Annotated in this window: 37 protein-coding genes; 4 read left to right on the forward strand and 33 right to left on the reverse strand. The window is 61.9% G+C overall.

Annotated elements, in window-relative coordinates; genetic code table 11:
- Positions 1 to 150: 150 nt before the first annotated feature.
- Entirely contained in the window at positions 151 to 924 is a 774-nt protein-coding gene (locus NFG58_RS19055; RefSeq protein WP_045990832.1) for a sulfite exporter TauE/SafE family protein, read from the reverse strand.
- Positions 925 to 1128: 204 nt separating this feature from the next.
- Between NFG58_RS19055 and NFG58_RS19060 the strand changes: the two genes are divergently transcribed.
- Positions 1129 to 1653, forward strand: a complete 525-nt coding sequence (locus NFG58_RS19060; RefSeq protein WP_045990833.1) for a CinA family protein — start codon at positions 1129 to 1131, stop codon at positions 1651 to 1653.
- Positions 1654 to 1679: 26 nt separating this feature from the next.
- Positions 1680 to 2510: an ammonia-dependent NAD(+) synthetase gene (nadE, locus tag NFG58_RS19065; RefSeq protein WP_348827179.1), complete on the forward strand. Its 831-nt coding sequence runs from the start codon at positions 1680 to 1682 to the stop codon at positions 2508 to 2510.
- 193 nt (positions 2511 to 2703) lie between these two features.
- Here the strand turns inward: nadE and ssb are convergent, their stop codons facing one another.
- Complete coding sequence (ssb, locus tag NFG58_RS19070) at positions 2704 to 3369, reverse strand: single-stranded DNA-binding protein (RefSeq protein WP_045990835.1); 666 nt, start codon at positions 3367 to 3369, stop codon at positions 2704 to 2706.
- A gap of 281 nt (positions 3370 to 3650) precedes the next feature.
- Positions 3651 to 5036: an MFS transporter gene (locus NFG58_RS19075; RefSeq protein WP_108133424.1), complete on the reverse strand. Its 1386-nt coding sequence runs from the start codon at positions 5034 to 5036 to the stop codon at positions 3651 to 3653.
- 184 nt (positions 5037 to 5220) lie between these two features.
- Here NFG58_RS19075 and uvrA point away from each other — a divergent pair, with 184 nt between their 5' ends.
- Together uvrA and NFG58_RS19085 are read left to right on the forward strand one after the other, a co-directional pair.
- Complete coding sequence (gene uvrA, locus NFG58_RS19080; protein WP_045990837.1) at positions 5221 to 8091, forward strand: excinuclease ABC subunit UvrA; 2871 nt, start codon at positions 5221 to 5223, stop codon at positions 8089 to 8091.
- Positions 8092 to 8379: 288 nt separating this feature from the next.
- Entirely contained in the window at positions 8380 to 9618 is a 1239-nt protein-coding gene (locus tag NFG58_RS19085; RefSeq protein ID WP_348827180.1) for a PD-(D/E)XK nuclease family protein, read from the forward strand.
- A 49-nt stretch (positions 9619 to 9667) separates the two neighbouring features.
- Here NFG58_RS19085 and NFG58_RS19090 read toward each other — a convergent pair whose 3' ends face one another.
- The 30 genes from NFG58_RS19090 to tuf all read right to left on the reverse strand — a co-directional run bounded on the left by NFG58_RS19090 (position 9668) and on the right by tuf (position 25573).
- Positions 9668 to 10243, reverse strand: a complete 576-nt coding sequence (locus NFG58_RS19090; protein WP_108133881.1) for a lysozyme inhibitor LprI family protein — start codon at positions 10241 to 10243, stop codon at positions 9668 to 9670.
- Positions 10244 to 10469: 226 nt separating this feature from the next.
- The gene (gene rplQ, locus NFG58_RS19095; protein WP_045990838.1) at positions 10470 to 10859 is read right to left on the reverse strand and encodes a 50S ribosomal protein L17; all 390 of its coding nucleotides are present in this window, start codon (positions 10857 to 10859) and stop codon (positions 10470 to 10472) included.
- 39 nt (positions 10860 to 10898) lie between these two features.
- Positions 10899 to 11897: a DNA-directed RNA polymerase subunit alpha gene (gene rpoA / locus NFG58_RS19100; protein WP_108133880.1), complete on the reverse strand. Its 999-nt coding sequence runs from the start codon at positions 11895 to 11897 to the stop codon at positions 10899 to 10901.
- An 80-nt stretch (positions 11898 to 11977) separates the two neighbouring features.
- Complete coding sequence (rpsD, locus tag NFG58_RS19105) at positions 11978 to 12598, reverse strand: 30S ribosomal protein S4 (RefSeq protein ID WP_045990840.1); 621 nt, start codon at positions 12596 to 12598, stop codon at positions 11978 to 11980.
- Between the two features lie 12 nt (positions 12599 to 12610).
- Positions 12611 to 12997 carry a 30S ribosomal protein S11 gene (gene rpsK / locus NFG58_RS19110; RefSeq protein WP_013331014.1) on the reverse strand — a complete coding sequence of 129 codons (387 nt, stop codon included), beginning with the start codon at positions 12995 to 12997 and terminating at the stop codon, positions 12611 to 12613.
- A gap of 39 nt (positions 12998 to 13036) precedes the next feature.
- Complete coding sequence (gene rpsM, locus NFG58_RS19115; protein ID WP_045990841.1) at positions 13037 to 13393, reverse strand: 30S ribosomal protein S13; 357 nt, start codon at positions 13391 to 13393, stop codon at positions 13037 to 13039.
- Between the two features lie 122 nt (positions 13394 to 13515).
- A complete protein-coding gene (gene rpmJ / locus NFG58_RS19120; RefSeq protein WP_031384759.1) occupies positions 13516 to 13629 on the reverse strand; it encodes a 50S ribosomal protein L36 in 114 nt (37 codons plus the stop codon).
- A gap of 49 nt (positions 13630 to 13678) precedes the next feature.
- On the reverse strand, positions 13679 to 15010 hold the full coding sequence (gene secY, locus NFG58_RS19125; protein WP_045990842.1) for a preprotein translocase subunit SecY: 1332 nt from the start codon (positions 15008 to 15010) through the stop codon (positions 13679 to 13681).
- The gene (gene rplO / locus NFG58_RS19130) at positions 15011 to 15445 is read right to left on the reverse strand and encodes a 50S ribosomal protein L15 (RefSeq protein WP_045990843.1); all 435 of its coding nucleotides are present in this window, start codon (positions 15443 to 15445) and stop codon (positions 15011 to 15013) included. It lies immediately after the preceding gene.
- Between the two features lie 3 nt (positions 15446 to 15448).
- Positions 15449 to 15631 carry a 50S ribosomal protein L30 gene (gene rpmD, locus NFG58_RS19135; RefSeq protein WP_045990844.1) on the reverse strand — a complete coding sequence of 61 codons (183 nt, stop codon included), beginning with the start codon at positions 15629 to 15631 and terminating at the stop codon, positions 15449 to 15451.
- 6 nt (positions 15632 to 15637) lie between these two features.
- On the reverse strand, positions 15638 to 16138 hold the full coding sequence (gene rpsE, locus NFG58_RS19140; protein WP_045990845.1) for a 30S ribosomal protein S5: 501 nt from the start codon (positions 16136 to 16138) through the stop codon (positions 15638 to 15640).
- A gap of 11 nt (positions 16139 to 16149) precedes the next feature.
- Entirely contained in the window at positions 16150 to 16500 is a 351-nt protein-coding gene (gene rplR / locus NFG58_RS19145; RefSeq protein WP_045990846.1) for a 50S ribosomal protein L18, read from the reverse strand.
- A gap of 9 nt (positions 16501 to 16509) precedes the next feature.
- A complete protein-coding gene (rplF, locus tag NFG58_RS19150) occupies positions 16510 to 17040 on the reverse strand; it encodes a 50S ribosomal protein L6 (RefSeq protein WP_045990847.1) in 531 nt (176 codons plus the stop codon).
- A 9-nt stretch (positions 17041 to 17049) separates the two neighbouring features.
- Positions 17050 to 17442 (reverse strand): 30S ribosomal protein S8, encoded by a 393-nt coding sequence (gene rpsH, locus NFG58_RS19155; RefSeq protein WP_045990848.1) that lies wholly within the window; start codon positions 17440 to 17442, stop codon positions 17050 to 17052.
- 32 nt (positions 17443 to 17474) lie between these two features.
- Positions 17475 to 17780 (reverse strand): 30S ribosomal protein S14, encoded by a 306-nt coding sequence (rpsN, locus tag NFG58_RS19160; RefSeq protein WP_045990849.1) that lies wholly within the window; start codon positions 17778 to 17780, stop codon positions 17475 to 17477.
- Positions 17781 to 17790: 10 nt separating this feature from the next.
- Complete coding sequence (rplE, locus tag NFG58_RS19165) at positions 17791 to 18330, reverse strand: 50S ribosomal protein L5 (RefSeq protein ID WP_045990850.1); 540 nt, start codon at positions 18328 to 18330, stop codon at positions 17791 to 17793.
- 18 nt (positions 18331 to 18348) lie between these two features.
- Positions 18349 to 18666: a 50S ribosomal protein L24 gene (gene rplX / locus NFG58_RS19170; protein ID WP_045990851.1), complete on the reverse strand. Its 318-nt coding sequence runs from the start codon at positions 18664 to 18666 to the stop codon at positions 18349 to 18351.
- Positions 18667 to 18680: 14 nt separating this feature from the next.
- Positions 18681 to 19052: a 50S ribosomal protein L14 gene (gene rplN / locus NFG58_RS19175; protein WP_009723896.1), complete on the reverse strand. Its 372-nt coding sequence runs from the start codon at positions 19050 to 19052 to the stop codon at positions 18681 to 18683.
- 48 nt (positions 19053 to 19100) lie between these two features.
- Positions 19101 to 19361 (reverse strand): 30S ribosomal protein S17, encoded by a 261-nt coding sequence (gene rpsQ / locus NFG58_RS19180; RefSeq protein WP_045990852.1) that lies wholly within the window; start codon positions 19359 to 19361, stop codon positions 19101 to 19103.
- Between the two features lies 1 nt (position 19362).
- Positions 19363 to 19554, reverse strand: a complete 192-nt coding sequence (gene rpmC / locus NFG58_RS19185; RefSeq protein ID WP_045990853.1) for a 50S ribosomal protein L29 — start codon at positions 19552 to 19554, stop codon at positions 19363 to 19365.
- Positions 19554 to 19967: a 50S ribosomal protein L16 gene (gene rplP / locus NFG58_RS19190; protein WP_045990854.1), complete on the reverse strand. Its 414-nt coding sequence runs from the start codon at positions 19965 to 19967 to the stop codon at positions 19554 to 19556. Before rplP ends, rpmC begins: the two co-directional genes overlap by 1 nt.
- A gap of 15 nt (positions 19968 to 19982) precedes the next feature.
- Positions 19983 to 20681 (reverse strand): 30S ribosomal protein S3, encoded by a 699-nt coding sequence (gene rpsC / locus NFG58_RS19195; RefSeq protein WP_045990855.1) that lies wholly within the window; start codon positions 20679 to 20681, stop codon positions 19983 to 19985.
- An 11-nt stretch (positions 20682 to 20692) separates the two neighbouring features.
- Positions 20693 to 21025, reverse strand: a complete 333-nt coding sequence (gene rplV, locus NFG58_RS19200) for a 50S ribosomal protein L22 (RefSeq protein WP_045990856.1) — start codon at positions 21023 to 21025, stop codon at positions 20693 to 20695.
- Between the two features lie 18 nt (positions 21026 to 21043).
- Positions 21044 to 21319, reverse strand: a complete 276-nt coding sequence (gene rpsS / locus NFG58_RS19205) for a 30S ribosomal protein S19 (RefSeq protein WP_045990857.1) — start codon at positions 21317 to 21319, stop codon at positions 21044 to 21046.
- A 33-nt stretch (positions 21320 to 21352) separates the two neighbouring features.
- A complete protein-coding gene (gene rplB / locus NFG58_RS19210; RefSeq protein ID WP_108133879.1) occupies positions 21353 to 22183 on the reverse strand; it encodes a 50S ribosomal protein L2 in 831 nt (276 codons plus the stop codon).
- Between the two features lie 17 nt (positions 22184 to 22200).
- Positions 22201 to 22497 carry a 50S ribosomal protein L23 gene (rplW, locus tag NFG58_RS19215; protein ID WP_045990859.1) on the reverse strand — a complete coding sequence of 99 codons (297 nt, stop codon included), beginning with the start codon at positions 22495 to 22497 and terminating at the stop codon, positions 22201 to 22203.
- The gene (rplD, locus tag NFG58_RS19220; RefSeq protein WP_045990860.1) at positions 22494 to 23102 is read right to left on the reverse strand and encodes a 50S ribosomal protein L4; all 609 of its coding nucleotides are present in this window, start codon (positions 23100 to 23102) and stop codon (positions 22494 to 22496) included. Before rplD ends, rplW begins: the two co-directional genes overlap by 4 nt.
- Positions 23103 to 23116: 14 nt before the next feature.
- A complete protein-coding gene (rplC, locus tag NFG58_RS19225; protein ID WP_045990861.1) occupies positions 23117 to 23755 on the reverse strand; it encodes a 50S ribosomal protein L3 in 639 nt (212 codons plus the stop codon).
- A gap of 152 nt (positions 23756 to 23907) precedes the next feature.
- On the reverse strand, positions 23908 to 24219 hold the full coding sequence (gene rpsJ, locus NFG58_RS19230; RefSeq protein WP_045990862.1) for a 30S ribosomal protein S10: 312 nt from the start codon (positions 24217 to 24219) through the stop codon (positions 23908 to 23910).
- Positions 24220 to 24379: 160 nt separating this feature from the next.
- Entirely contained in the window at positions 24380 to 25573 is a 1194-nt protein-coding gene (tuf, locus tag NFG58_RS19235) for an elongation factor Tu (RefSeq protein ID WP_045990863.1), read from the reverse strand.
- Between the last annotated feature and the right edge of the window lie 16 nt (positions 25574 to 25589).

Consider the following 25589-nt stretch of genomic DNA (forward strand, 5'->3'; position numbering starts at 1 on the left):
TAGCGGCGAGAACCGCCACTCGCACATCACGCCCGAGGACACCAAAGGGCCATATTCTACACCAACTGCTCATCGATCAGCGCCCCTCTTGGAGGTAGCAGACTCTCGCCATCCATCGAGGTGGAAACGTCTGGCTGCCGGTTGGCGCGATCAGCCGACGCTGGTCGCAAGGCCCACCAGGCTGACCGCCACCAGCACCACCCCGAGCACCCGGAAGAACACCTCGGAGCGAGCACCGAGCAGCGCCTGGTGGACTCGCTCGCCGAGTACATGGCCCACCATGGCGCAGGGCAACAGCCACAGGTGATGCTCGAGCTGCAGGTCCACTCCGGCGATGATGAAGGACACCATCTTGATCACCACCAGGATGAACCACAGCACAAACAGGGTGTCGCGCAACTGGTGCTTGGCCACATGGGAAGCGAATACCGCGACGATCAGCGGAGCGCCGATCAGCGATGCTCCGCTGACGTAGCCGCCCAGCGCCAGCAGCACCACGTCCACCGTCTTGCTGCGGCTACGAAAGGGGCGATTGAGGGCGTAGCTGGCGCCGTAGACGATCACGATCACGAAGATCACCGCCGTCATCAGCTCAGCCGGCAGGGTCAAGAGGCCAACCACGCCGATCAGCTTGGGCACGATCATGATCGCCAGCGCGCGCTTCAAGTAGCGCCAGTCGATATTGCTGTCTCCGGTATTGCCGGTCTGCTGGATCTGACGATGGCCGCGCCAGGCGATCCAGCTCGAGAAGATCAACAGATGCACCGCCACCAGCGGCAGGAACACCAGTGGCTCATCGAGCACCAGCAGCAGGAAGGGCAGCGCCAGCACCGCCCCACCGAACCCCAGACTGGAGCGCACGAAACCGCTCCAGCAGAAGATCAGCCCGATCAACGCGTACTGGTACCACAACAGATCCTGCATCCGCCGCTCCCTCCTGGATCACCACTAAATTATTTGTCTGCTTATCACTTTAGCCTGTCTGGCTGCACGGCAACATAAGACATCAGTGGAGATAGAGAGGCATCCGTCTCGCAAGGAGTGGGTTGGAAGACCCGGCCTTCAGCCCCTATGCTGAATTTGCCAGAACGAGCATTTCCCACTCTCAACTTCGCAGGAGAGCACGCCATGGAATGGCTGGAAGATCTTGTCGACTACCTGACCGAGCACGACATCAAGCTGGCCACCGCGGAGTCCTGCACCGCCGGTCTGATCGCCTCGGAACTGGCCCGCGTACCTGGCAGCGGCCAGGTCATCGACAGCGGACTGGCCGTCTACTCGCCCGAGGCCAAGAACCGCTACCTCGGGATCCCCTTCGAGACCATCTCGCGCTACGGCCTGACCGGCGAGGAGATCACCCGGGAGATGGTGCTGGGCACCCTGAACAACTCCAACGCCAAGCTGGCGATCGCCAACACCGGCATCGCCGGCCCAGGCGAACCCGAGGATGGACCGCCCAAGGGCACGGTGTGCCTGGGCTGGGGCTTTCGCTACGAGGACAAGATCTACGTGATCACCACCACCGAGCATTTCGACGGGGATCGCAACGAGGTCCGCCTGGCGGCGGCCCATCATGCCCTCAAACGAGTGTGTGACTGGCACCGCGACATTCGCGACGGCAAGCTCGCGCCCTACTGGCGTGAGCACGACTGACACCCCAATCCCGCAAGGAGGCACGGATGACCCACGACGATATCGACCAGTTGCAGCGCATCATCGCGCGTGAACTCGAAGTCCAGCCCGGGGCGGACATCAGGGATGAAATTCAGCGGCGCCAGGCGTTTTTGATCGACCAGCTTCATACCACCGGCCAGCACTGCCTGGTGCTCGGCATCAGTGGCGGCGTGGACTCGACCAGCGCCGGCCTGCTGGCCCAGCGGGCGGTCGAGACGGCGCGGGAGCGACTGCCCGAAGCACGCTTCATCGCCATGCGCCTGCCCTATGGCGAGCAGCAGGATGATGACGACGCCAGGCAGGCGCTGGACGCCATCCAGCCGGACGAGTGCCTGACGGTCAATATCAAGCCGGCCAGCGACGCCATGCTGGAAGCGCTGGAGCAGGCAGGCCTTGAGTTTCGCGACCAGGCCCTCCGCGACTTCGTGATGGGCAATATCAAGGCGCGCCAGCGGATGATCGCCCAGTACGCCGTGGCCGGTGCTCAAGGTGGCCTGGTCATCGGCACCGACCAGGCCGCCGAGGCAGTGATGGGCTTCTACACCAAGCACGGTGACGGCGCCTGTGACCTGGTGCCCCTGGCCGGCCTGACCAAGGGCCAGGTCCGCGACATGGCTGCACAACTGGGCGCCCCGGATACCCTGGTCAACAAGGTGCCGACGGCGGACCTGGAGTCACTGCGCCCGCAGTTGAGTGACGAGGAAGCCCTCGGCGTCAGCTACGCCGCCATCGACCGCTTCCTCACCGGCGAGAGTGTCGCCCCCGAGGACGCCGAGCGCATCATCGCCACCTGGCGGCGCACCGCCCACAAGCGTGCCATGCCCAAGACGCCCTGATACCCCGGGCACTTGAGGCGAAGCGCCTTGGCCGAAGAGAGACGCTGCAAGAGAAAGAGGCACTTGGCGAGAAGAGGCACTGCACTGAACAGGCGCTGACCAAAAAAGAAGACCCGGAACGCAAGGAGGCCCTGCCGATGCAGGGCCTCCTTGGTTTGCTAATGACGCCATTTGATGGCATCCACAACGGGACTTAGAACGGGATCTCGTCGTCGAAGTCGTCGAAGTTGCCCGGGTCCGGTGCGCCGAAGCCGCCCTTCTGACCACCGCCCTGGTTGGGCGCCTGCTGGGGCGGACGGTTCTGCTGAGCGCCACCCTGCTGGCCACCGCCAAAGTTGCCGCCCTGCTGGGGCTGGCCGCCACCGAAGTTGCCACCCTGCTGGGGCTGGCCACCACCGAAGTTGCCACCCTGCTGGGGCTGACCACCACCGAAGTTGCCACCGCCCTGCTGGGGCTGACCACCGCCGAAGTTGCCGCCGCCCTGAGGGCCGCCGCCGAAGCCGCCACCCTGGCCGCCTTCACCGCGACCATCGAGCATCTGCATGTCGTTGGCGACGATCTCGGTGGAGTAACGATCCTGGCCGTTCTGGTCCTGCCACTTGCGGGTCTGCAGGCGGCCTTCGATGTACAGCTTCGAGCCCTTCTTGAGGTACTGCTGGGAAATCTCGGCCAGCTTGTTGAACATCACCACCCGGTGCCATTCGGTGCGTTCCTGGCGCTGGCCGCTCTGGCGGTCCATCCAGGTATCGGTGGTCGCGAGGTTCAGGTTGGCCACGGCGGTGCCGGACGGTGTAAAGCGTACCTCCGGATCCTGGCCGAGGTTGCCGATGAGGATGACCTTGTTGACGCCACGGGCCATGGTTGACTCCTTGATGCAGACAATGGGTGCCGGGCCGGCGGGCAGGATAGCTGCCACGCCCCCGGTGACAATCGGTCGGCGTCGATCGGTCGACGCCACAAAAGCGGATGTCGCTACTATACGCGAGATCGAGACGATTCGCCGCCGTGAAGAACGGCTCGGCACTCGAGCGCAGACAGTGTGCGGCGACGTGATGTCGCGACAAGGTGCCGACACCAGGCGCCGCGACTATCTGCCGCGGCTATCTACCGCGGCTATCTACCGCAACTATCTACCGCTACCTAGGAGCGCTGGGTCGAAGAACGGGTCAGCCGCGCCAGCGCCTCGGTGTCCAGGGTGGCACGATCCACCTTCAGGTAGGCCAGCCGCTCCTCCGGCACCACCAGCACGTCCTCGACCCCGGCGACGGCGGCAAAGCGCGCCATCAGGTTGTCCAGGGTATCGCTCTCGTGCTCGTCGGCCAGGGCCACCACCTCGCTGGACAGGTGGCGCGGCGCGCGCATGCCGAGCATCAGCACGAACCAGCCAAGCCCCAGCAGCGCTGCCCCCAGGAACACCGCCGACAGCCCGAACTGCTGCGCCAGGAAGCCGCCCATCACGCCACCGAGGAAGGCCCCCAGGAACTGGCTGGTGGAATAGACCCCCATGGCCGTGCCCTTGGCCCCGGCCGGCGCCAGCTTGCTGATCATCGACGGCAGGGTGGCCTCGAGCAGGTTGAAGGCGGTAAAGAAGGCCAGCAGCCAGGCGCCCAGGGCTACCAGGCCCGAACCGGCGAGGCCCAGCCCGACCAGACTCAGGGTGATGGTAGCGATGGCACCCAGGCACATCAGCTTCATCTTGCGCTTCTTCTCGGCCACGATCACCAGCGGCACCATGGCGACGAAGGACAGTCCCATCACCACCAGGTAGACCAGGCCATGGCGGGCTTCGACGACGCCGGCATCGACCAGCTTGAACGGCACCGCGGTGAAGATCGCCATCAGGATCAGGTGCAGGCTGAAGATGGAGGCGTCCATGCGCCACAGGTCCATGCGCCCGAGGATGCTGGCGAGCTGCCCGCGGTCGAGGCCGACGTCACGATGGCCGCGACGGCGCGGCGCCGGCGGCACCAGCTTCCACAGCACCAGCATCCCCAGCGCCGCCAGCAGGGCGGTGAAGTAGAACACCCCGGCCAGGCCAAAGTGGCTGGCCACCAGCGGGCCGAGCACCATGGCGACGCCAAAGGCCACGCCGATCGACAGACCGATGGTCGCCATGGCGGCGGTGCGAACCTGCTCGCGGGTTTGGTCGGCCAGAAGCGCCATGATGGCGGCGGCCACCGCACCGCTGCCCTGCAGACTGCGACCGACAATCATCATGGCGATGGAGTCCGCCTGAGCGGCGACCACGCTGCCGATCAAAAACAACCCCAGGCCAGCAGCAATCACCGGCTTGCGCCCGATGCGATCCGACAGCAGACCGAAGGGAATCTGCAGTACCGCCTGGGTCAGGCCATAGACGCCGAGCGCCAGCCCCACCAACAGAGGGGTGGCCCCGACCAGGTGGTCGGCGTTGAGGGCGAGTACGGGCAACACCATGAACAGCCCGAGCATGCGTGTGGCGTAGAGCCCCGCCAGACCGACGATGGCGCGCCGCTCGGAGGCTAACAAGAGTCTGGCCTTGGACATGAACGAATTCCGGCTTGAGAGCGGGGAGAGAGCCCCGAAGGTGGACCGCATATTCTAGCGCCTGGGGGCGATCCAGAAAATGCCGACACTCGAGTCATTTCACAAGCGTCTTTTCACCGGTGGCTTTGCCGGCCGGGCGACCGGCCACGTATAATCGACCTTTTGCCGCGTCTTCGAGGTGGGAATGGACAAGATTCTGGTCAGGGGTGCCCGCACCCACAACCTCAAGCAGATCGACGTCGAACTACCCCGTGACAAGCTGATCGTGGTCACCGGGCTGTCTGGCTCCGGCAAGTCGTCGCTGGCCTTCGATACCCTCTACGCAGAGGGGCAGCGCCGCTACGTGGAGTCGCTGTCCACCTATGCGCGCCAGTTCCTGTCGATGATGGAAAAGCCCGACGTGGACCATATCGAGGGGCTGTCGCCGGCGATCTCCATCGAGCAGAAGTCCACCTCCCACAACCCGCGTTCCACCGTCGGCACCATCACCGAGATCTACGATTACCTGCGCCTGTTGTTCGCCCGTGCCGGCACCCCACGCTGCCCGGAACACGGCGAGGACCTCGAGGCCCAGACCATCTCGCAGATGGTCGACCAGGTGATGGCGCTGCCGGAAGGCAGCAAGCTGATGCTGCTGGCCCCGGTGGTCAGCGGACGCAAGGGCGAGCACCTGCAGCTGCTGGCGGAGCTGCGCTCCCAGGGCTTTGTACGCGCCATGGTCGACGGCCAGGTGCTGGAACTCGACGACGTGCGCCCGCTGGACAAGAACCGCAAGCACGACATCAGCGTGGTGGTGGACCGCATCAAGGTGCGCGAAGGCCTCGAGCAGCGCCTGGCGGAATCCTTCGAGACCGCCCTGGGTCTGGCCGACGGTACCGCCATGGTCCACTTCATGGACGGTGAACAGGACGACATGGCGTTCTCGGCACGCTTCGCCTGTCCGGTCTGCGGCTACTCCATCGCCGAACTCGAACCGCGGATGTTCTCGTTCAACAACCCGGCCGGCGCCTGCCCCACCTGCGACGGCCTGGGGGTGCAGCAGTTCTTCGACCCGGAAAAGCTGATCAGCCACCCGGAGCTGTCCCTGGCGGAAGGCGTGATCAAGGGCTGGGACCGGCGCAGCGTCTACTACTTCAACCAGCTGAAGTCGGTGGCCGAGCACTACCGCTTCACCCTGGAGACCCCGTGGCAGGATCTGGCCCGCCACGAGCGCGAGGTGATCCTCAACGGCAGCGGCAAGGACGACATCGCCTTCAGCTACGTCAATGATCGTGGCAAGAAGGTCACCCGCGAGCACCCCTTCGAGGGCGTGCTGCCGAACATGCAGCGCCGCTACCGCGAGACCGAGTCGAGCATGGTCCGCGAGGAACTCGCCCGCTATATCGCGGTGCAGCCCTGCCGCACCTGCGAGGGCTCGCGCCTGCGCAAGGAAGCCCGCCACGTGTTCGTCGACGACACCACTCTGCCCGAGGTGGTGCGCCTGCCGATCGGCGACGCCCAGCGCTACTTCAGTGAACTGAGCCTGCCTGGTCGGCGCGGCGAGATCGCCGAGAAGATCCTCAACGAGATCTCGGCCAGACTCGAGTTTCTGGTCAACGTCGGCCTCGACTACCTCAACCTGGAGCGCAGCGCCGAGACCCTGTCCGGTGGCGAGGCCCAGCGCATCCGCCTGGCCAGCCAGATCGGTGCCGGCCTGGTGGGCGTGATGTACATCCTCGACGAGCCCTCCATCGGCCTGCACCAGCGCGACAACGACCGCCTGCTGCAGACCCTGGAACGCCTGCGCGACCTGGGTAACACGGTGATCGTGGTCGAACACGACGAGGACGCGATTCGTGCCGCCGACCATGTCCTCGACATCGGCCCCGGCGCCGGTGTCCATGGCGGCGAGATCGTCGCCGAGGGCACCCCGGAGGAGGTCATGGCCAACCCGGCCTCGCTGACCGGTCAGTACCTGTCCGGTACCCGCGCCATCGAGGTACCGCCCTGGCGCATCCCCGGCAACCCGGAAAAGATGCTCAAGCTCACCGGCGCCTCGGGCAACAACCTCCAGGACGTCACCCTGGAGCTGCCGCTGGGGCTGTTCGTGTGCGTCACCGGGGTGTCCGGCTCGGGCAAGTCGACCTTGATCAACTCGACCCTGATGCCGATCGCCGCGCGCGAGCTGAACAAGGCCACTACCCTGACGCCGTCGCCCTACACCGGCATCGAGGGGCTCGATCAGCTCGACAAGATCATCGACATCGACCAGAGCCCGATCGGCCGCACGCCGCGCTCCAACCCGGCGACCTACACCGGCATCTTCACCCCCATTCGCGAACTGTTCGCCGGCACCCAGGAGGCGCGCTCACGCGGCTACAAGCCCGGCCGCTTCTCGTTCAACGTCAAGGGCGGGCGCTGCGAGGCGTGTCAGGGCGAGGGCATGATCAAGGTCGAGATGCACTTCCTGCCGGATATCTATGTGCCCTGCGACGTGTGCAAGGGCAAGCGCTACAACCGCGAGACCCTGGATATCCACTACAAGGGCAAGACCATCGATGAGGTGCTGGAGATGACCGTGGAGGAGGCGCTGGAGTTCTTCAGCCCGGTGCCCGCCATCGCCCGTCGTCTGCAGACCCTGGTCGACGTGGGCCTGACCTACATCCGCCTGGGCCAGAGCGCCACCACCCTGTCCGGCGGCGAGGCCCAGCGGGTCAAGCTGGCCCGGGAGCTGGCCAAGCGCGATACCGGCAAGACCCTGTACATCCTCGACGAGCCCACCACCGGCCTGCACTTCGAGGACATCCGCCAGCTGCTGACGGTCCTGCACCGGCTGCGCGACCACGGCAACACCGTGGTGGTCATCGAGCACAACCTTGACGTGATCAAGACCGCCGACTGGCTGATCGACCTGGGCCCGGAGGGCGGGTCCGGCGGTGGACGCATCATCGCCGAGGGCACCCCGGAACAGCTCGCCGAGATGGAGGTCTCCCACACCGGGCGCTTCCTCAAGCCGCTGCTCAAACGCGCCGCCCCCACCTCGCGCAAGGGCGACAAGGAAACCGCGACCGCCTGAGGACGCCTCGGAACACAACGAGCGGGTGTCGCAACATCGCCAACGCAAGACGCCCGAGATAAGGCAAATGAAAAAAGGGGAAGGCCTTCCCCTTTTATCTTCCAGGCGTCGCGCACTTTTATCACGGGGAACAGGCGCGGCCTCATCCTGCGACTGCCGTTGTCATCTGAATACCAGATATCAACACCAATAGAAGACTGGCACCTGAACTCGATCACTTTTTGTGCCTCCACCTTTCGATATGCTGAGACACACAATCATCGGTTTGCCCACACAGGGAGGTCCGCCATGCCACACGAGAACAAGGAGCCATCACTTGATGATGAGCATCGCGCACTGGAAGCGCTATTCGAAAGGATGGAGCAGATGCCCCCGCCGGCGCCGCCAGAGCCCAACCTTTTTTCCATTTCAGGGCCGGGGCAACACGAGAACCGACTGTCGGACCTGATGGCGATCTTCATGGGTAGCCACGAAGGCGCCCCAAGGTGGCTGGCCAAGGCGCTAGTGGCGTGCCTTCTGAAAAAGGGCGCTTTCCCGGGTGAGCTAGAAGACGACCTGCTCTTGTGCACTGACTGGGACAGCCTCTCGGTCGAGCGCGAAGTCCCGTCGTCGGACGTTCGGGATGGCAACGACAAGCGGCTCGATCTGGTCATCTCGAGCGACAGCTTTGTGATCGGCATCGAACACAAGGTATGGGCGTCGGCGTCATACAACCCCTTCACTACCTACGCCGCCATGATTGACGCCTATCAGCAGCCCTATCAGGTCCGCTGCGTACTGAGCCCCCTGACCCAGCGGGACGATGTCCCCGTCGACTGGGTATGCGTCTCCTACGACGAGTTGATCACCGCCGCTCGAGAGCGATTCGGCGAGGAAGTCGCCACCAGCACCTTTACCAAATGGCAGGTCTTCTATCAGGAACTGTTGCAGCACCTGCACGCCATCGCCCACCAGGACAAGGCCATGATCATGGACGACAAGGAACTCACGTTCGCCCTCAAGCACTTCGCTCAACTCAAGCAGGCGGCGAGGAAACTCGGACTACTGGAAAGCGAACTGGTTCAGCAGTGCACTCGCACGTTGGCGTCCACTCTGGATATTTCGGAAAACGAGATCATCAAGTCGAGCAGCACCTGGCGTGACGAACAGCGGGTACTCCGCTTCTCTTTCCCCCACTGGGAAGGGCATAACAACCAGGCCTGCCTGGTCTATTACCCCACCTCGGAGTCTGACGCTGCCGACAGCGAAAGTATCGGCTTCTACGTCAGAGGCTACATCGACCGGCAGGCTACTTCTGCAGATCTAGAGGACATCGCCGAGGACTTCATGAGCACCGTTCCGGACACCTGCAGCGATGCTTGCTCCTTCTATCGCGATGGCGAACCTAAAGACTTCAGGTTTGAAAGCAACAAGCGCTATCTGGTCCTCGATGCCTGGCCCCACCCCTATACCCGAGAAGGCGCCCTGAACGCGCTGGGCGACCTGGCCCGCTGGATCGATCAGCGCCTCAGTCAAAGCGTCCAGTAAACCACAGGAAGACGCGGCCGCGATCGCTGGGTGGCGGCAAGGCGCACGCCTAAAGACTGCTCTCGTGCAGGATGCCCTTCAAGGTAAGCGCCCGCTGGGCGGTCTGTTCAAGCTGACAGGCGGCGGCGACGACGCTGCGGATGGTGCCATCCTGATAGCGGGCATAGGCGTAGCCGCACTCGGCGTCGCGAAAGGTGATCCAGGCGCGCTGCACGTCTCTTAGCGCGTCCACCCGGGAGATACCCACGTCAGGATTCCCCTCGTCCTGCTCGCGCATCAACGCGCGCAGCTCCTGATACTGGGCGTTGAGCAGTTCATCCCAGACCCGGGTCTCCTGGGCCAGACAATCGACGATGCCCAGGGTCGTGGCCCCGCCCGGGGTCTGCTGGCAGGCGTCGGCGGCGAGTCCGATGCAGTCACCCACCGCCCCCTGGCCCATCTGTACAAAGCAGTCGCGCACCTCGGCTGCGGCGACCGTGGGCGCCGCACTGCCCCCCACCTCGGCCAATGATGACGCCTGGGCAGCCTCCTTGCCCGCTTCTTCTGGATCGCCCGGCGTCTGCGCCACGGCGATGACTGGCGACAGCACCAGCATCGACAACAGCCTCTGCCACGTCCTTTGCATGCCTTCCCCCGATACCTTGTCCCTGACTGACAGCATAGGGGAAGCCACGCCGTGCGGACACACAGCCCTGGCGCTTATGTCATCGCTGCCCCTGGATGCCAGCCCTCTCGGGCCGGCCCAGCTTCCGACCATCATGCCCAAGAGTCCCGTCGACAAATGACAGACATAAAAAAACCGACACCCGGAGGTGTCGGTTTCGCGTCGTGTCGAAGCGCTGTCGAAAGGATTACTCCTCGCCGACGGCCTCTTCTTCAACGACGGGGCGATCGACCAGCTCGACGTAGGCCATGGGGGCGTTATCGCCGGTGCGGAAACCGCACTTGAGAATACGGACGTAACCGCCCGGACGCTCGACGTAACGCGGACCCAGCTCGTTGAAGAGCTTGCCGACCGCTTCCTTCGAGCGGGTACGGCTGAAGGCCAGACGCCGGTTGGCGACGCTGTCTTCCTTGGCCAGGGTGATGAGCGGCTCGATATGACGACGCAGCTCCTTGGCCTTGGGAAGGGTTGTCTTGATCACTTCGTGCTCGACCAGCGACACGCTCATGTTGCGAAACATGGCCTGGCGGTGCGAGCTGGTACGATTGAGGTGACGACCACTCTTACGATGACGCATGGTTGTGATTCCTTACCAAACTGGGACTCGAGCCGACGCTTAGGCGGTGGCCTTGTCGTCCTTCAGGCTAGCCGGCGGCCAATTTTCAAGCCGCATGCCAAGGGACAGACCACGAGCAGCCAACACGTCCTTGATCTCGTTCAAGGACTTCTTGCCGAGGTTCGGGGTCTTCAACAGCTCCACCTCGGTGCGCTGAATCAGATCGCCGATGTAGTAGATATTCTCGGCTTTCAGGCAGTTGGCGCTACGAACGGTCAACTCGAGATCGTCTACGGGGCGCAGCAGGATGGGATCGATATGATCCTCTTCCTCGACCACTTCCTGTTCCTTGTCGGCTTCCAGGTCGACGAACGCTGCCAGCTGCTCTTGCAGGATGGTCGCGCTGCGACGGATCGCCTCTTCCGGATCCAGGGTGCCGTCGGTTTCCAGGTTGATGATCAGCTTGTCGAGGTCGGTGCGCTGTTCGACGCGGGCGGCTTCGACGCTGTAGGAAACGCGGCGCACGGGGCTGAAGGTCGCATCCAGCTGCAGACGGCCGATGGCGCGTGTCTCGTCGTCGGCTTCGCTGCGGACATCCGCAGGCTCATAGCCGCGACCACGGGCCACCTTCAGCTGCATCTTGAGCTCGGCGCCTTCATTGACGTGGGCGATGACGTGCTCGGGGTTGACCACTTCGACGTCGTGATCGACGGCGATGTCACCAGCGGTGACGACGGCCGGGCCCTGCTTGTTCAGCGAGAGCATCGCCTCGTCGCGGCTGTGCATCTTGATCGCCACGTCCTTGAGGTTCAGGAGGATTTCGATGACATCTTCCTGGACACCCTCGATCGCGCTGTACTCATGGTCGACACCAGCGATCTCGGTCTCCACCACGGCGCAGCCGGGCATGGACGAGAGCAGGATACGACGCAGAGCATTGCCCAACGTGTGGCCGAAGCCACGCTCGAACGGCTCGAGCACGATCTTTGCGTGGTGTGCGCTGATCTCTTCGACCTTGATGTCGCGAGGACGGAGAAACTCTGTCACTGAACGCTGCATATGAACACCTTTCAGGCTGCCAAACGAATACTCGGTAATAACCGCCGCCCTCCCGGAGGAGGGCGGCGCGGACGGACCGCTTACTTCGAGTACAGCTCGACGATCAGTTGCTCGTTGATGTCGGCAGTCAGGTCACCGCGCTCAGGCAGGGCCTTGAAGGTGCCTTCCATCTTCTTGGCGTCGAGTTCGATCCAGGCCACGTCGCCACGGTTGGCGGCGATGCTCAGGGCGTTCTGGATACGCGCCTGTTGCTTGGCCTTTTCACGAACGGATACCACGTCGCCGGGCTTGACCTGGTAGGAGGCCACGTTGACGGTCTTGCCGTTGACGGCAATCGCCTTGTGGCTTACCAGCTGACGAGCCTCGGAGCGAGTGGCGCCAAAGCCCATGCGGTAGACGACGTTGTCCAGTCGGGACTCAAGCAGCTGCAGCAACAACTCACCGGTCGCACCCTTCAGGCGGGCGGCTTCCTTGTAGTAGTTGCGGAACTGCTTTTCGAGTACGCCGTACATGCGACGTACTTTCTGCTTCTCGCGAAGCTGCAAGCCGTAGTCGGAAAGACGCTGACGGCGCTGGCCGTGCACACCCGGAATCTGTTCGGATTTGCACTTTTTCTCGAAGGGAGTGACACCGCTCTTGAGGAAGAGGTCGGTACCTTCCCGGCGAGACAGTTTGCACTTCGGTCCAATGTAACGAGCCATGAATCTGTCTCCTTAAACGCGGCGTTTCTTCGGCGGACGGCAGCCATTGTGGGGAATGGGCGTCGCGTCGGTGATGCTTTGCACGCGGAAGCCGGCGGCGTTGAGTGCACGCACGGCGGATTCACGGCCAGGACCGGGGCCCTTGACCAGCACGTCGACGTTTTTCACACCATACTCGGCTGCAGCAGTTGCTGCACGCTCGCTTGCCACTTGAGCAGCGAACGGGGTGCTCTTGCGAGAACCACGAAAACCCGAACCACCGGCTGTCGCCCAAGAAAGAGCGTTGCCCTGGCGGTCTGTGATCGTAATGATCGTGTTGTTAAAAGAGGCATGGATATGCGCAACGGCATCCACTACCTGCTTTTTAACCTTTTTACGGTTGCTACGCGGGTTAGCCATGTTGATGTCAATTCCTGTCTTTACGCCAGAACGTGCGTGTTATTTGCGGATCGGCTTACGCGGTCCCTTACGGGTACGCGCGTTGGTCTTGGTGCGCTGACCGCGCATCGGAAGACCACGACGATGACGCAGACCACGGTAGCAACCCAAGTCCATGAGACGCTTGATGTTCAGCGTCACATCACGACGAAGGTCGCCTTCAACGGTATACTTGCCGACTTCACTACGCAGGCTGTCGATCTCTTCAGATGACAGATCCTGGATCTTGGTGGTCGGCGCGATGCCGGTCGCTTCACAGATTTCCTGTGCGCGAGTACGGCCAATCCCGAAGATGTAGGTCAGCGAGATCGCCGCATGCTTGTTGTCCGGGATATTGACGCCTGCAATACGGGCCATCAGCTTACTCCGAAGTTTGAGCGGCTTGCTCGGTTAATCAACTACAAAAGGCGCAATAGCATACCCCCTTCCCGTCATTAGGGCAAGGGGTATGCCAGCACCCGGTTCAATTCAGGCCAGGATCAACCCTGGCGCTGCTTGTGCCGCGGCTCGGTGCAGATGACGCGAACAGCGCCATTGCGACGAATGATCTTGCAATTGCGGCACATTTTCTTCACGGAAGCTCGAACTTTCATCGTTCTCTCCAAAATCGGCTTGCGGCGTGCCAAATCGGCCTGCGGCGCCTTAGCGCATGATGCCGCCGCTACCGTAGCCTTTCAGGTTGGACTTCTTCATCACCGACTCATACTGGTGCGACATGAGGTGCGACTGCACCTGGGCCATGAAGTCCATGATGACCACGACCACGATCAGCAGCGAGGTACCGCCAAAGAAGAACGGCACGTTCCACGCTACGATCAGGAACTGGGGCATCAGGGAAACCGCAGTGATGTAGAGAGCGCCGAACAGGGTCAGACGAGTCATGACCTTGTCGACATAACGAGCGGTCTGCTCGCCAGGACGAATCCCCGGCAGGAAGGCACCCGACTTCTTGAGGTTGTCGGCCACATCCTTGGGGTTGAAGACCAGCGCTGTGTAAAAGAAGCAGAAGAATACCACCGCCGCCGCGAAAAGCAAGATATAAAGGGGCTGACCTGGGGCCAACGCCTGGGACGCGCGCTGCAACCATTCCATGCCGTCGCCCGCACCTACCCACTGACCGAGGGAGGCGGGGAACAACAGGATGCTCGAGGCAAAGATGGCCGGAATGACACCCGCCATGTTGACCTTGAGCGGCAGGTAGCTGCTCTGCCCTGCATACATCTTGTTGCCTACCTGGCGGCGCGGGTAGTTCACCGTGATCCGGCGCTGGCCGCGTTCGATGAACACGACGAACGCCACGGTGGCGATACCCAGAAGGCTAAGCGCCAACAGCGGCAACACATTCCACGCGCCCTCGTTGCGGGCAAGCTCGAAGGCTTGAGCCACAGCTCCGGGCAGGCCGGCGACGATACCCGCGAAGATCAGCAGCGAAATGCCGTTGCCGATGCCCTTCTCGGTGATCTGCTCACCCAGCCACATCAAGAACACCGCGCCACTCACGAAGGTGATGATCGCGGTGAAATAGAAGCTGAGATCGGCCGTATAGGCAATGCCTTGGCTGGCCAGACCCACGGACATGCCGGTGGCCTGAACCAGGGCCAGCACCACCGTGCCGTAGCGCGTGTACTGGCTGATCTTGCGGCGGCCGCTCTCGCCCTCCTTCTTCAACTGCTCGAGGTGGGGCGAGACGGCGGTCAGGAGCTGCATGATGATCGACGCCGAGATGTACGGCATGATGCCGAGGGCGAGGATACTCATGCGCTCCAGGGCACCGCCCGAGAACATGTTGAACATGCCCAGGATGGTGCCCTGCTGCTCCCTGAACAAGGCAGCAAGCTGGTCAGGATTGATACCGGGAACGGGTATGTGGGCACCGATACGGTAGACCACGATGGCGAGGAGCACGAAGCGCAGACGCGCCCACAGTTCACTCAGACCGCTGCCCATCGCCGGCATGTTTCCTGACTTGGCCATTTAGTCCTCTACCTTGCCACCGGCGGCTTCGATCGCTGCGCGGGCACCCTTGGTGACCCGCAGACCGCGAACGGTGACCGCCTTGTTCAGATCGCCGGAAAGGATCACCTTCGCATGCTGCGTGGAGTCCTTCAGCACATTGGCTTCCTTGAGGCTTTCCAGGGTGACTTCGTCACCCGCGACCTTGGCCAGCTCGGCCAGGCGGACTTCCTCGGAAACCAAAGACTTGGCGGAGGTGAAACCAAACTTCGGCAGACGACGCTGCAGGGGCATCTGACCGCCCTCGAAGCCGGGCTTCACGCTGCCACCGCTGCGCGACTTCTGGCCCTTGTGGCCACGGCCGCCGGTCTTGCCCAGACCGGAACCGATGCCACGACCGACGCGCTTTTCAGCGTGCTTGGAGCCCGGTGCCGGGCTCAGGCTGTTAAGTTTCATGGATTACTCTCCCTCAACACGCACAAGGTAGTTGACCTTGTGGATCATGCCGCGAACGGCAGGGGTGTCTTCCAGTTCAACCGTGTGACCGATGCGGCGCAGGCCGAGGCCCTTCATGGTGGCCTTGTGCTTGGCCAACGTGCCGATGGTGCTGCGGGTCTGGGTAACCTTGATCGTAGCTGCCATGGTGTATTACCCCGTGATCGCTTCGACTGAGAGACCGCGCTTGGCGGCCACGTCTTCCGGCGACTGCATGGAAGCCAGGCCATTCACGGTCGCACGGACCACGTTCACCGGATTGGTGGAGCCATAGCACTTGGCCAGGACGTTGTGCACGCCGGCCAATTCCAGCACGGAGCGCATGGCGCCGCCGGCGATGATACCAGTACCGTCAGAGGCCGGCTGCATGTACACCTTGGAGGCGCCATGACGAGCCTTGACCGGATACTGGAGGGTACCGCCGACCAGGTTCACCTTGATCATGTTGCGGCGCGCCTGGTCCATCGCCTTCTGAATCGCGACCGGCACTTCACGTGCCTTGCCACGACCGAAGCCAACGCGACCGTTACCGTCGCCCACGACAGTCAGAGCGGTGAAGCCGAAAATACGGCCACCCTTGACCACCTTGGCGACACGGTTGACCTGCACGAGCTTTTCCTGCAGATCGCCGTTTTGCTGTTCGTTCTTCGCCATCGTAAAACCCTTTAGAATTCCAGGCCGCCTTCACGTGCGGCGTCGGCCAGGGCCTTCACACGACCGTGGTACTTGAAGCCAGCGCGGTCGAAGGCCACCTGGGTGATGCCCGCTTCCTTGGCGCGTTCAGCGATCAGCGCACCAACTTTGGCTGCGGCGTCTGCATTGCCGGTCGAACCCTCGCGCAGGCTCTTGTCCAGCGTGGAAGCGCTGGCCAGGACCTTGCCACCATCCGGCGAGATAATCTGCGCGTAGATGTGACGGGGGGTACGATTGACGCACAGGCGAGACACGCCCAGCTCGCGGATCTTCGCGCGAGCGCGGCGGGCACGACGGAGACGAGATTCTTTCTTCGCGTTCATAACCCTGCCTTACTTCTTCTTGGCTTCTTTACGGCGGACCTGCTCATCCGCGTAACGCACACCCTTGCCCTTGTAGGGTTCAGGCGGACGGAAAGCGCGGATTTCCGCTGCGACCTGGCCGAGCTTCTGCTTGTCCGCGCTCTTCAGCACGATGACGGTGTTCTTCGGCGTTTCCGCCGTGACACCTTCAGGCAGTTGATAGTCGACCGGGTGAGAGAAGCCCAGTGTCAGGTTGAGCGTCTGGCCTTTCGCTTGAGCGCGATAACCGACGCCGATGATTTCGAGAGACTTGGTAAAGCCCTCGGACACGCCGGTGACCAGGTTCTGAACCAGGGCACGGGTGGTGCCGACCATGGCCCAGCTCTTAGCAGATTTGCTCGGCTGGAAGGTCAGCTGGCCATCTTCCTGCGCGACCACGACATCGTCGTGAACGGGCATGGAGAGGGTGCCCTGACCGCCTTTGGCGGTCAGCGTGGCGCCGTCGATCTTGACCTCGACGCCAGCGGGCACTTTAACCGGATATTTGGCTACGCGGGACATTCCAAACTCCTAGAATACGGTGCAGAGGACTTCGCCGCCGACACCAGCCTGACGCGCGGCACGATCGGTCATCACACCCTTGGAGGTGGTGACGATCGCGACACCCAGGCCATCGGCGACCTTCGGCAGCGCATCCTTGCCCTTGTAACTACGCAGGGACGGCTTGGAAACCCGCTGCAGATGCTCGATGACCGGCTTGCCTTCGAAGTACTTGAGGCTGACGGTCAGCTCGGGCTTGGCTGATTCGCTCACGGCGAAGTCAGTGATGTAACCCTCTTCTTTCAGCACGCGGGCCACTTCAACCTTGATCTTGGAGGACGGCATGGTGACCGTCTCCTTGGTGGCCTGCTGCGCATTGCGGATACGGGTAAACATATCCGCCAGAGTGTCTTGCATGCTCATTTAACTTGCGCTCCTGATGATTCTACGTGGCGTTACCAGCTGGACTTCTTCAGCCCGGGCACGTCGCCACGCATGGCGGCTTCACGCAGCTTGTTACGACCGAGGCCGAACTTGTTGTAGTAGCCGTGCGGACGGCCAGTCACGCGGCAGCGGTTACGCTGACGCACGGGGCTGGAGTCACGCGGCAGCGACTGCAACTTCAGCTGCGCATCGAAGCGCTCCTCATCGGAGCTGTTCACGTCCTGGATGATCGCCTTGAGCTCGGCACGCTTGGCAGCATACTTCTCAACCAGTTGCGTGCGCTTCAGCTCACGCTCAATCATGCTCTTCTTTGCCATGATCCCACCCCTATTTCTTGAACGGGAAGTTCAGTGCACTCAAGAGCGCACGACCTTCGTCATCGGTGTTGGCAGTGGTGGTGATGGTGACATCCAGACCACGAATCCGGTCGATCTTATCATACTCGATCTCCGGGAAGATGATCTGCTCACGCACCCCCATGCTGTAGTTGCCACGACCGTCGAAGGACTTCGGGTTGAGACCACGGAAGTCACGAACGCGGGGGATCGCGATATTCACCAGGCGATCGAGGAAGTCCCACATACGCTCACTGCGCAGTGTGACCTTCACGCCGATCGGCCAGCCTTCACGCACCTTGAAGCCCGCGATGGACTTACGTGCCTTGGTCACCATCGGCTTCTGACCGGAGAGCTTCTCCAGGTCGCCGACGGCAGCGTCGATCAGCTTTTTATCGCTGGTCGCTTCGCCGATACCCATGTTCAGAGTCACCTTGGTGATCCGGGGTACCTGCATAACGTTGGCGTAGCTGAACTGCTCTTTCAGTTGAGCCACCACCTCGTTTTGATAACGTTCTTTCAAGTTCGCCATTTTGCTACCCGACTCGCGTTAGGCGTCGATCTGCGCTTGCGTCGACTTGTAGATACGTACCTTGGTACCGTCTTCCTTGATCTGGAAGCCGACGCGATCCGCCTTACCGGTCTCCTGATTGAAGATGGCTACGTTGGACGCGTGAATCGGAGCCTCGCGCTCGACGATACCGCCCTGATTGCCGGCCATGGGGTTTGGCTTGGTGTGACGCTTGATCATGTTCACACCCGCTACCACGAACCGCTCGTCCTTGAGGACGCGCTTCACGGTACCGCGCTTACCCTTGTCCTTGCCGGCGATGACGATCACTTCATCATCACGTTTGATCTTTTGCATGTCGCCTCGCTCCCTTACAGCACTTCAGGCGCTAAGGAAATGATCTTCATGAACTTCTCGTTGCGAAGTTCACGCGTCACCGGCCCGAAGATACGGGTACCGATCGGCTGCTCGTTGGTGTTGTTCAACAAGACAGCCGCATTTCCATCGAAGCGAATCAGCGAACCGTCGCTGCGACGGACGCCACTGCGGGTCCGGACAACTACCGCTTTCAGCACCTGGCCTTTCTTGACCTTGCCGCGCGGAATAGCTTCCTTCACCGTGACCTTGATGACGTCACCAACGCGAGCGTAGCGGCGGTGTGAACCACCCAGCACCTTGATGCACTGCACCCGGCGCGCTCCGCTGTTGTCGGCGACATCCAGCATTGTCTGAGTCTGAATCATCGGTTTTCTCCAAACCTAAACTGACTGCACGAGGTTAAGGCCGTGGCCTTAACCCTTGGCCTGTTCGACAACCTCGACCAGGGTCCAGGCCTTCTTCTTGGACAGCGGACGGCATTCCTGGATGGATACCGTGTCACCGGCCTTGGCCTGGTTGGTCTCGTCGTGGGCGTGCAGCTTGGTGGAGCGCTTAACGTATTTGCCGTAGATCGGGTGGCGCTCACGACGCTCGATCATTACAACGATGGACTTGTCCATCTTGTCGCTCACCACCTTGCCGGTGAGCGTACGGGCTTTTTTCTCTTCGGCCATCTCAGACACCTGCCTTCTCGTTGAGCACAGTCTTCACGCGGGCGATATCCCGACGAACCTGCTTGAGCAGATGAGTCTGGCTCAGCTGGCCGGTGGCCTTCTGCATGCGCAGGTTGAACTGCTCGCGGAGGAGTTCGAGGAGCTGCTCGTTGAGCTGCTCGGCGGACTTTTCACGAATTTCCTGGGCTTTCATCACATCACCGTCCGTTTCACAAAGGTGGTGGAGACCGGGAATTTCTGGGCGGCCAGTGCGAAAGCTTCGCGGGCCAGTTCCTCGGAAACGCCTTCGATCTCGTAAAGGACACGACCGGGCTGGATCTGTGCGACCCAGTACTCGACGGAGCCCTTACCTTTACCCATCCGGACTTCCAGGGGCTTCTTGGAAATCGGCTTGTCCGGGAAGACACGGATCCAGATCTTGCCGCCACGCTTGACGTGACGGGTGATGGCACGACGGCCAGCTTCGATCTGACGGGCGGTGACACGACCGCGGCCGGTGGCCTTGAGGCCGAACTCGCCGAAGCTCACTTTGCTTCCGCGATGCGCCAGGCCACGGTTGCGGCCCTTCTGCACCTTACGGAATTTTGTACGCTTGGGTTGTAACATCGAATCGCTCTCCCCTTACCTGGAACCTTTCTTCTTGGAGGGCGCTGCCTGGCTCTGCTTCGCCTTGGCGCGGACCTCCTCGATGCCCCCGAGGATTTCACCCTTGAAGACCCAGACCTTGACACCGATGATGCCGTAGGTGGTCTTGGCTTCGTAGGTGGCGTAATCGATGTCCGCACGCAGGGTATGCAGCGGAACACGACCTTCGCGGTACCACTCGGTGCGGGCAATTTCCGCGCCGCCGAGGCGACCGGAGAGCTGCACCTTGATGCCGCCAGCGCCCAGACGCATGGCGTTCTGGACAGCGCGCTTCATGGCGCGACGGAACATCACACGGCGCTCGAGCTGGCCGGCAATGTTCTGTGCGACGAGCTGAGCATCCAGCTCGGGCTTGCGAACTTCCTCGATGTTGACGTGAACAGGCACGCCCATCATCTCGGTAACGTCGCGACGCAGGCGATCGACATCTTCGCCCTTCTTGCCAATCACGATACCCGGACGGGCAGTGTGAATGGTGATGCGCGCGTTGTTCGCGGGACGCTCGATGGTGATCTTGCTAACGGAGGCGTTTTTCAGACGCTCTTCCAGGAAGCTACGCACCGCGAGGTCGTTGTTGAGCTTATCGGCATAGGCGCCGCGCTCGGCGTACCAGACAGAGGTATGGTCTTTGACGATACCCAGTCGGATGCCTGTCGGATTGACTTTCTGACCCATCTGGTCGACTCCTACTTCTCGGCTACCTTGACGGTGATGTGGCAAGTGCGCTTCAAAATGCGATCCGCACGGCCTTTGGCGCGCGGACGGATGCGCTTGAGCGTCGTACCCTCATCGACACAGATGGTCGAGACGCGCAGCTCGTCGATGTCCATGCCGTTGTTTTCTTCCGCATTCGCGATGGCGGACTGCAGCACCTTCTTGACCAGCTTGGCCGCCTTCTTCGGTGAGAAGGTCAGCAGGTCGATTGCTTCGGCGACAGGCTTACCGCGCACCTGATCAGCCACCAAACGGGCCTTCTGGGCGGATAAACTGGCGCCACGCAGCTTTGCTGTGACTTCCATCTCTTAATCCTCTCTGGCTTACCGTTTGGCTTTCTTATCCGCCGCATGGCCGCGATAGGTGCGGGTAGCAGCGAATTCGCCCAGCTTGTGGCCAACCATTTCCTCGGAGACGTGCACCGGGACGTGTTGGCGACCGTTATGGACTGCAATGGTGAGCCCGACCATGTTGGGCAGGACCATTGAACGACGCGACCAGGTCTTGATCGGTTTGCGATCGTTCTTTTCCGCTGCAGTCTCAACCTTTTTCAGCAGATGAAGGTCTACAAAAGGACCTTTCTTCAGTGAACGTGGCACAGCCGTTACCTCTTAATGTCTTGGCGTGGGATCTTAACCGCGAGCCTTGCGGCGGCGGACGATCAGCTTGTCGGTGCGCTTGTTCTTGCGGGTCTTGTGGCCCTTGGTGGGCATACCCCACGGGGACACCGGATGACGACCACCGCTGGTGCGGCCTTCACCACCACCGTGCGGGTGATCCACCGGGTTCATCGCGACACCGCGAACAGTCGGGCGCACACCTCTCCAGCGCTTTGCACCGGCCTTGCCAAGTTGACGCAGGCTGTGCTCGGAATTGCTCACCTCACCCAGGGTCGCGCGGCACTCGGCCAGCACCTTGCGCATCTCGCCGGAGCGCAGACGCAAGGTGGCGTAGTTGCCTTCACGAGCCACCAGCTGGGCGCTGGTACCGGCGCTGCGTGCGATCTGAGCACCCTTGCCAGGCTTCAGTTCGATGCAGTGCACCGTGGAACCCAGCGGGATGTTGCGCAGCGGCAGTGCGTTGCCCTTCTTGATCGGCGCATTGACGCCGGACTCGAGGCGATCACCGGCACTCACGCCCTTGGGGGCGATGATGTAGCGACGCTCACCGTCGATGTACTTCAGCAGCGCGATGTGGGCGCTACGGTTCGGGTCATGCTCCAGGCGCTCGACGATGGCCGGAACGCCATCCTTGGTGCGCTTGAAGTCGATGATCCGATAGTGGTTGCGATGACCACCGCCGACGTGGCGAGTGGTGATGCGACCCTGGTTGTTACGACCACCGGACTTGGACTGCTTCTCGAGCAACGGCGCGTAAGCGCGGCCCTTGTACAGTTCCTCACCAACAATCTTGACGACGTGGCGACGACCGGCGGATGTGGGTTTTGTCTTGACGATTGCCATGATCCGTACTCCTGCCTTTACTCGGCGCCAGAGAAGTCTTCAAGCGTCTCGCCGGCGGCCAGTGTCACGTACGCCTTGCGATAACCCTTGCGCATACCAACACCATGCGCGGTGCGCTTGGTCTTGCCCTTCACGTTCAGAACAGAAACGCGATCGACCTTCTTGCCGAACAGCTCCTGGACGGCAGCCTTGATCTCGGGCTTGGTTGCGTCACTCGCCACCTTGAACACGTACTGGTTACGCTCGGCGGCCATGGCGGCCTTCTCGGTCACGTGCGGACCAAGCAGAACCTTGAATACACGCTCCTGGTTCATGCCAGCTTCTCCTCGAATTTGCGCAGTGCGGAGACGGTAGCCAGGACCTTGTCGAAGGCGACCAGGCTGACCGGGTCGGCGGCGGCGACGTCCACCACATCCACGTTGGGGATGTTGCGGGCTGCCAGGTACAGGTTCTCGTCGACTTCTTCGGTGACGATCAGCACCTTCTCCAGGCCCAGGTCGGAAAGCTTGGCGACCAGCTGCTTGGTTTTGGGTGACTCGACAGAGAAGGCATCAACGGCAACAAGACGCTCCTGACGGACCAGCTCGGACAGAATCGAGCGCATGGCCGCACGGTACATCTTGCGGTTGACCTTCTGGGAGTGGTCCTGCGGACGGGCCGCGAAGGTCACACCACCGCTGCGCCAGATCGGCGAGCGAATGGTACCGGCGCGAGCGCGACCGGTGCCCTTCTGGCGCCACGGCTTCTTGCCGCCGCCACGGACGTCGGAGCGGTTCTTCTGGGCGCGGGTGCCCTGACGACCACCAGCCAGATAGGCGGTGACGACCTGGTGCACGAGCGCTTCGTTGAATTCTTTGCCAAAGGTAGCGTCGGACAGCTCAACGGTCCCGGCGCTTGCACCTGCAAGATTCAGATTCATTGGAAAGTTCCCCTTCAGCCAGCTTTGACGGCGCTGCGCACGATGACATCACTGCCGGTAGCACCAGGAACGGCGCCTTTGATCAGCAGCAGGTTGCGCTCGGCATCGACACGGACGATTTCCAGGCTCTGAACGGTGCAACGTGCGTTGCCCATCTGGCCGGCCATCTTCTTGCCCTTGAACACGCGGCCCGGGGTCTGGCACATGCCGATGGAACCCGGAGCACGGTGGGACAGAGAGTTACCGTGGCTGTTGTCCTGGGTACGGAAGTTCCAGCGCTTCACTGCGCCCTGGAAGCCCTTACCCTTGGAGGTGCCGGTCACGTCAACGCTTTGACCAGCTTCGAAGAGGGATACGGTGAGTTCGCCGCCCACTTCCGGAGCTTCGTCGCCTTCGCTCAGGCGGAACTCCATCAGGGAACGACCAGCCTCGACACCTGCCTTGGCGTACAGGCCAGCTTGGGCCTTGGACAGATGCTTGGCTTTGCGGGAGCCGGTTGTCACCTGGACCGCGGCGTAGCCGTCGGATTCGACAGACTTCACGCAGGTCACGCGGTTGGGATCAACCTCGATAACGGTTACGGGCACAGACGCGCCGTCTTCGGTGAAGACACGGGTCATACCGGCCTTCCTACCGACCAAACCGATAGTCATGCTTAGTCTCCTTTAGTGTACGGGGCTATCACCCGCTATGGCTGCCCTTTCCAGAGCATTCCACTAGCACGTTGTGTAACGCCATCCCGGCGTGGCGGCTGCTGAACCTCTACTGGATGAGAGGGACGCTGGGCCGCGAGTGTCTAGTGATATCAGTCGAGCTTGATTTGCACGTCCACGCCAGCGGCGAGGTCGAGCTTCATCAGGGCATCAACGGTCTTCTCGGTCGGCTCGACGATGTCGAGCACACGCTTGTGGGTACGAATCTCGTACTGATCACGGGCGTCCTTGTTCACGTGCGGGGAAACCAGCACGGTGTAACGCTCGCGATTGGTCGGCAGAGGAATCGGACCACGAACCTGGGCGCCGGTACGCTTGGCGGTTTCAACAATCTCCGCGGCGGACTGGTCGATCAGGCGATGGTCGAAAGCCTTCAACCGAATGCGAATCTTCTGGTTCTGCATTTGCCCTAACTCCAATGGAACTTGACGGCGCGAGCCGTCAACCCACGCATTCAAAGGATGCGCATTATATGCGCCGCGCCATCGAGAGTCAAACCCTCAATGACGATGCGCAGAAAAGGGGGCTCCTTGCGGAGCCCCCTTCGGTGATCACCGGTCTGATTTAGACCAGGATCTTGGCCACGACGCCAGCGCCGACGGTACGGCCGCCTTCGCGGATGGCGAAGCGCAGACCTTCGTCCATGGCGATCGGAGCGATCAGGTTGACGACCATCTGGACGTTGTCGCCCGGCATGACCATCTCGACGCCTTCCGGCAGTTCACAGGTACCGGTGATGTCGGTGGTACGGAAGTAGAACTGCGGACGGTAGCCCTTGAAGAACGGAGTGTGACGACCACCCTCGTCCTTGCTCAGCACGTACACTTCCGCCTCGAACTGGGTGTGCGGAGTGATGGTGCCCGGCTTGGCCAGAACCTGACCACGCTCGACTTCGTCACGCTTGGTACCACGCAGCAGGGCACCGACGTTCTCGCCAGCACGACCTTCGTCGAGCAGCTTACGGAACATCTCGACACCGGTAACGGTAGTCTTGGTGGTGTCCTTGATACCAACGATCTCGATCTCTTCGCCCGGCTTGACGATGCCGCGCTCGACACGACCGGTCACAACGGTACCGCGACCAGAGATGGAGAACACGTCTTCGATCGGCATCAGGAACGGCTGGTCGACAGCACGCTCCGGCTCGGGGATGTAAGCATCCAGAGCCTTGATCAGGTTGGCAACGGCGGTAGTACCCATGCCGTTGTCGTCCTTGCCTTCCAGAGCCATCAGGGCAGAGCCGGTGATGATCGGAGTGTCGTCGCCCGGGAAGTCGTACTCGGACAGAAGTTCACGAACTTCCATCTCGACCAGCTCGAGCAGCTCTTCGTCGTCGACCATGTCGGCCTTGTTCAGGAACACGACGATGAACGGAACGCCAACCTGACGAGACAGCAGGATGTGCTCGCGAGTCTGCGGCATGGGGCCGTCAGCAGCGGAACAGACCAGGATAGCGCCGTCCATCTGGGCAGCACCGGTGATCATGTTCTTGACGTAGTCAGCGTGTCCCGGGCAGTCGACGTGAGCGTAGTGACGCTCCTCGGACTGATACTCGACGTGAGAGGTGGCGATGGTGATACCACGCTCACGCTCTTCCGGAGCATTGTCGATGGTGTCGAACTCACGCCAGTCACCGCCGAACACCTCGGCAGAAACGCGAGTCAGGGCCGCCGTCAGGGTAGTCTTGCCGTGGTCGACGTGACCGATGGTGCCGACGTTGACGTGCGGTTTGGAACGTTCGAATTTTTCCTTAGCCACTGCTATGACCTCTTTC

The sequence above is a fragment of the Halomonas sp. RT37 genome (assembly GCF_040070525.1).
GTDB lineage: Bacteria > Pseudomonadota > Gammaproteobacteria > Pseudomonadales > Halomonadaceae > Halomonas > Halomonas litopenaei.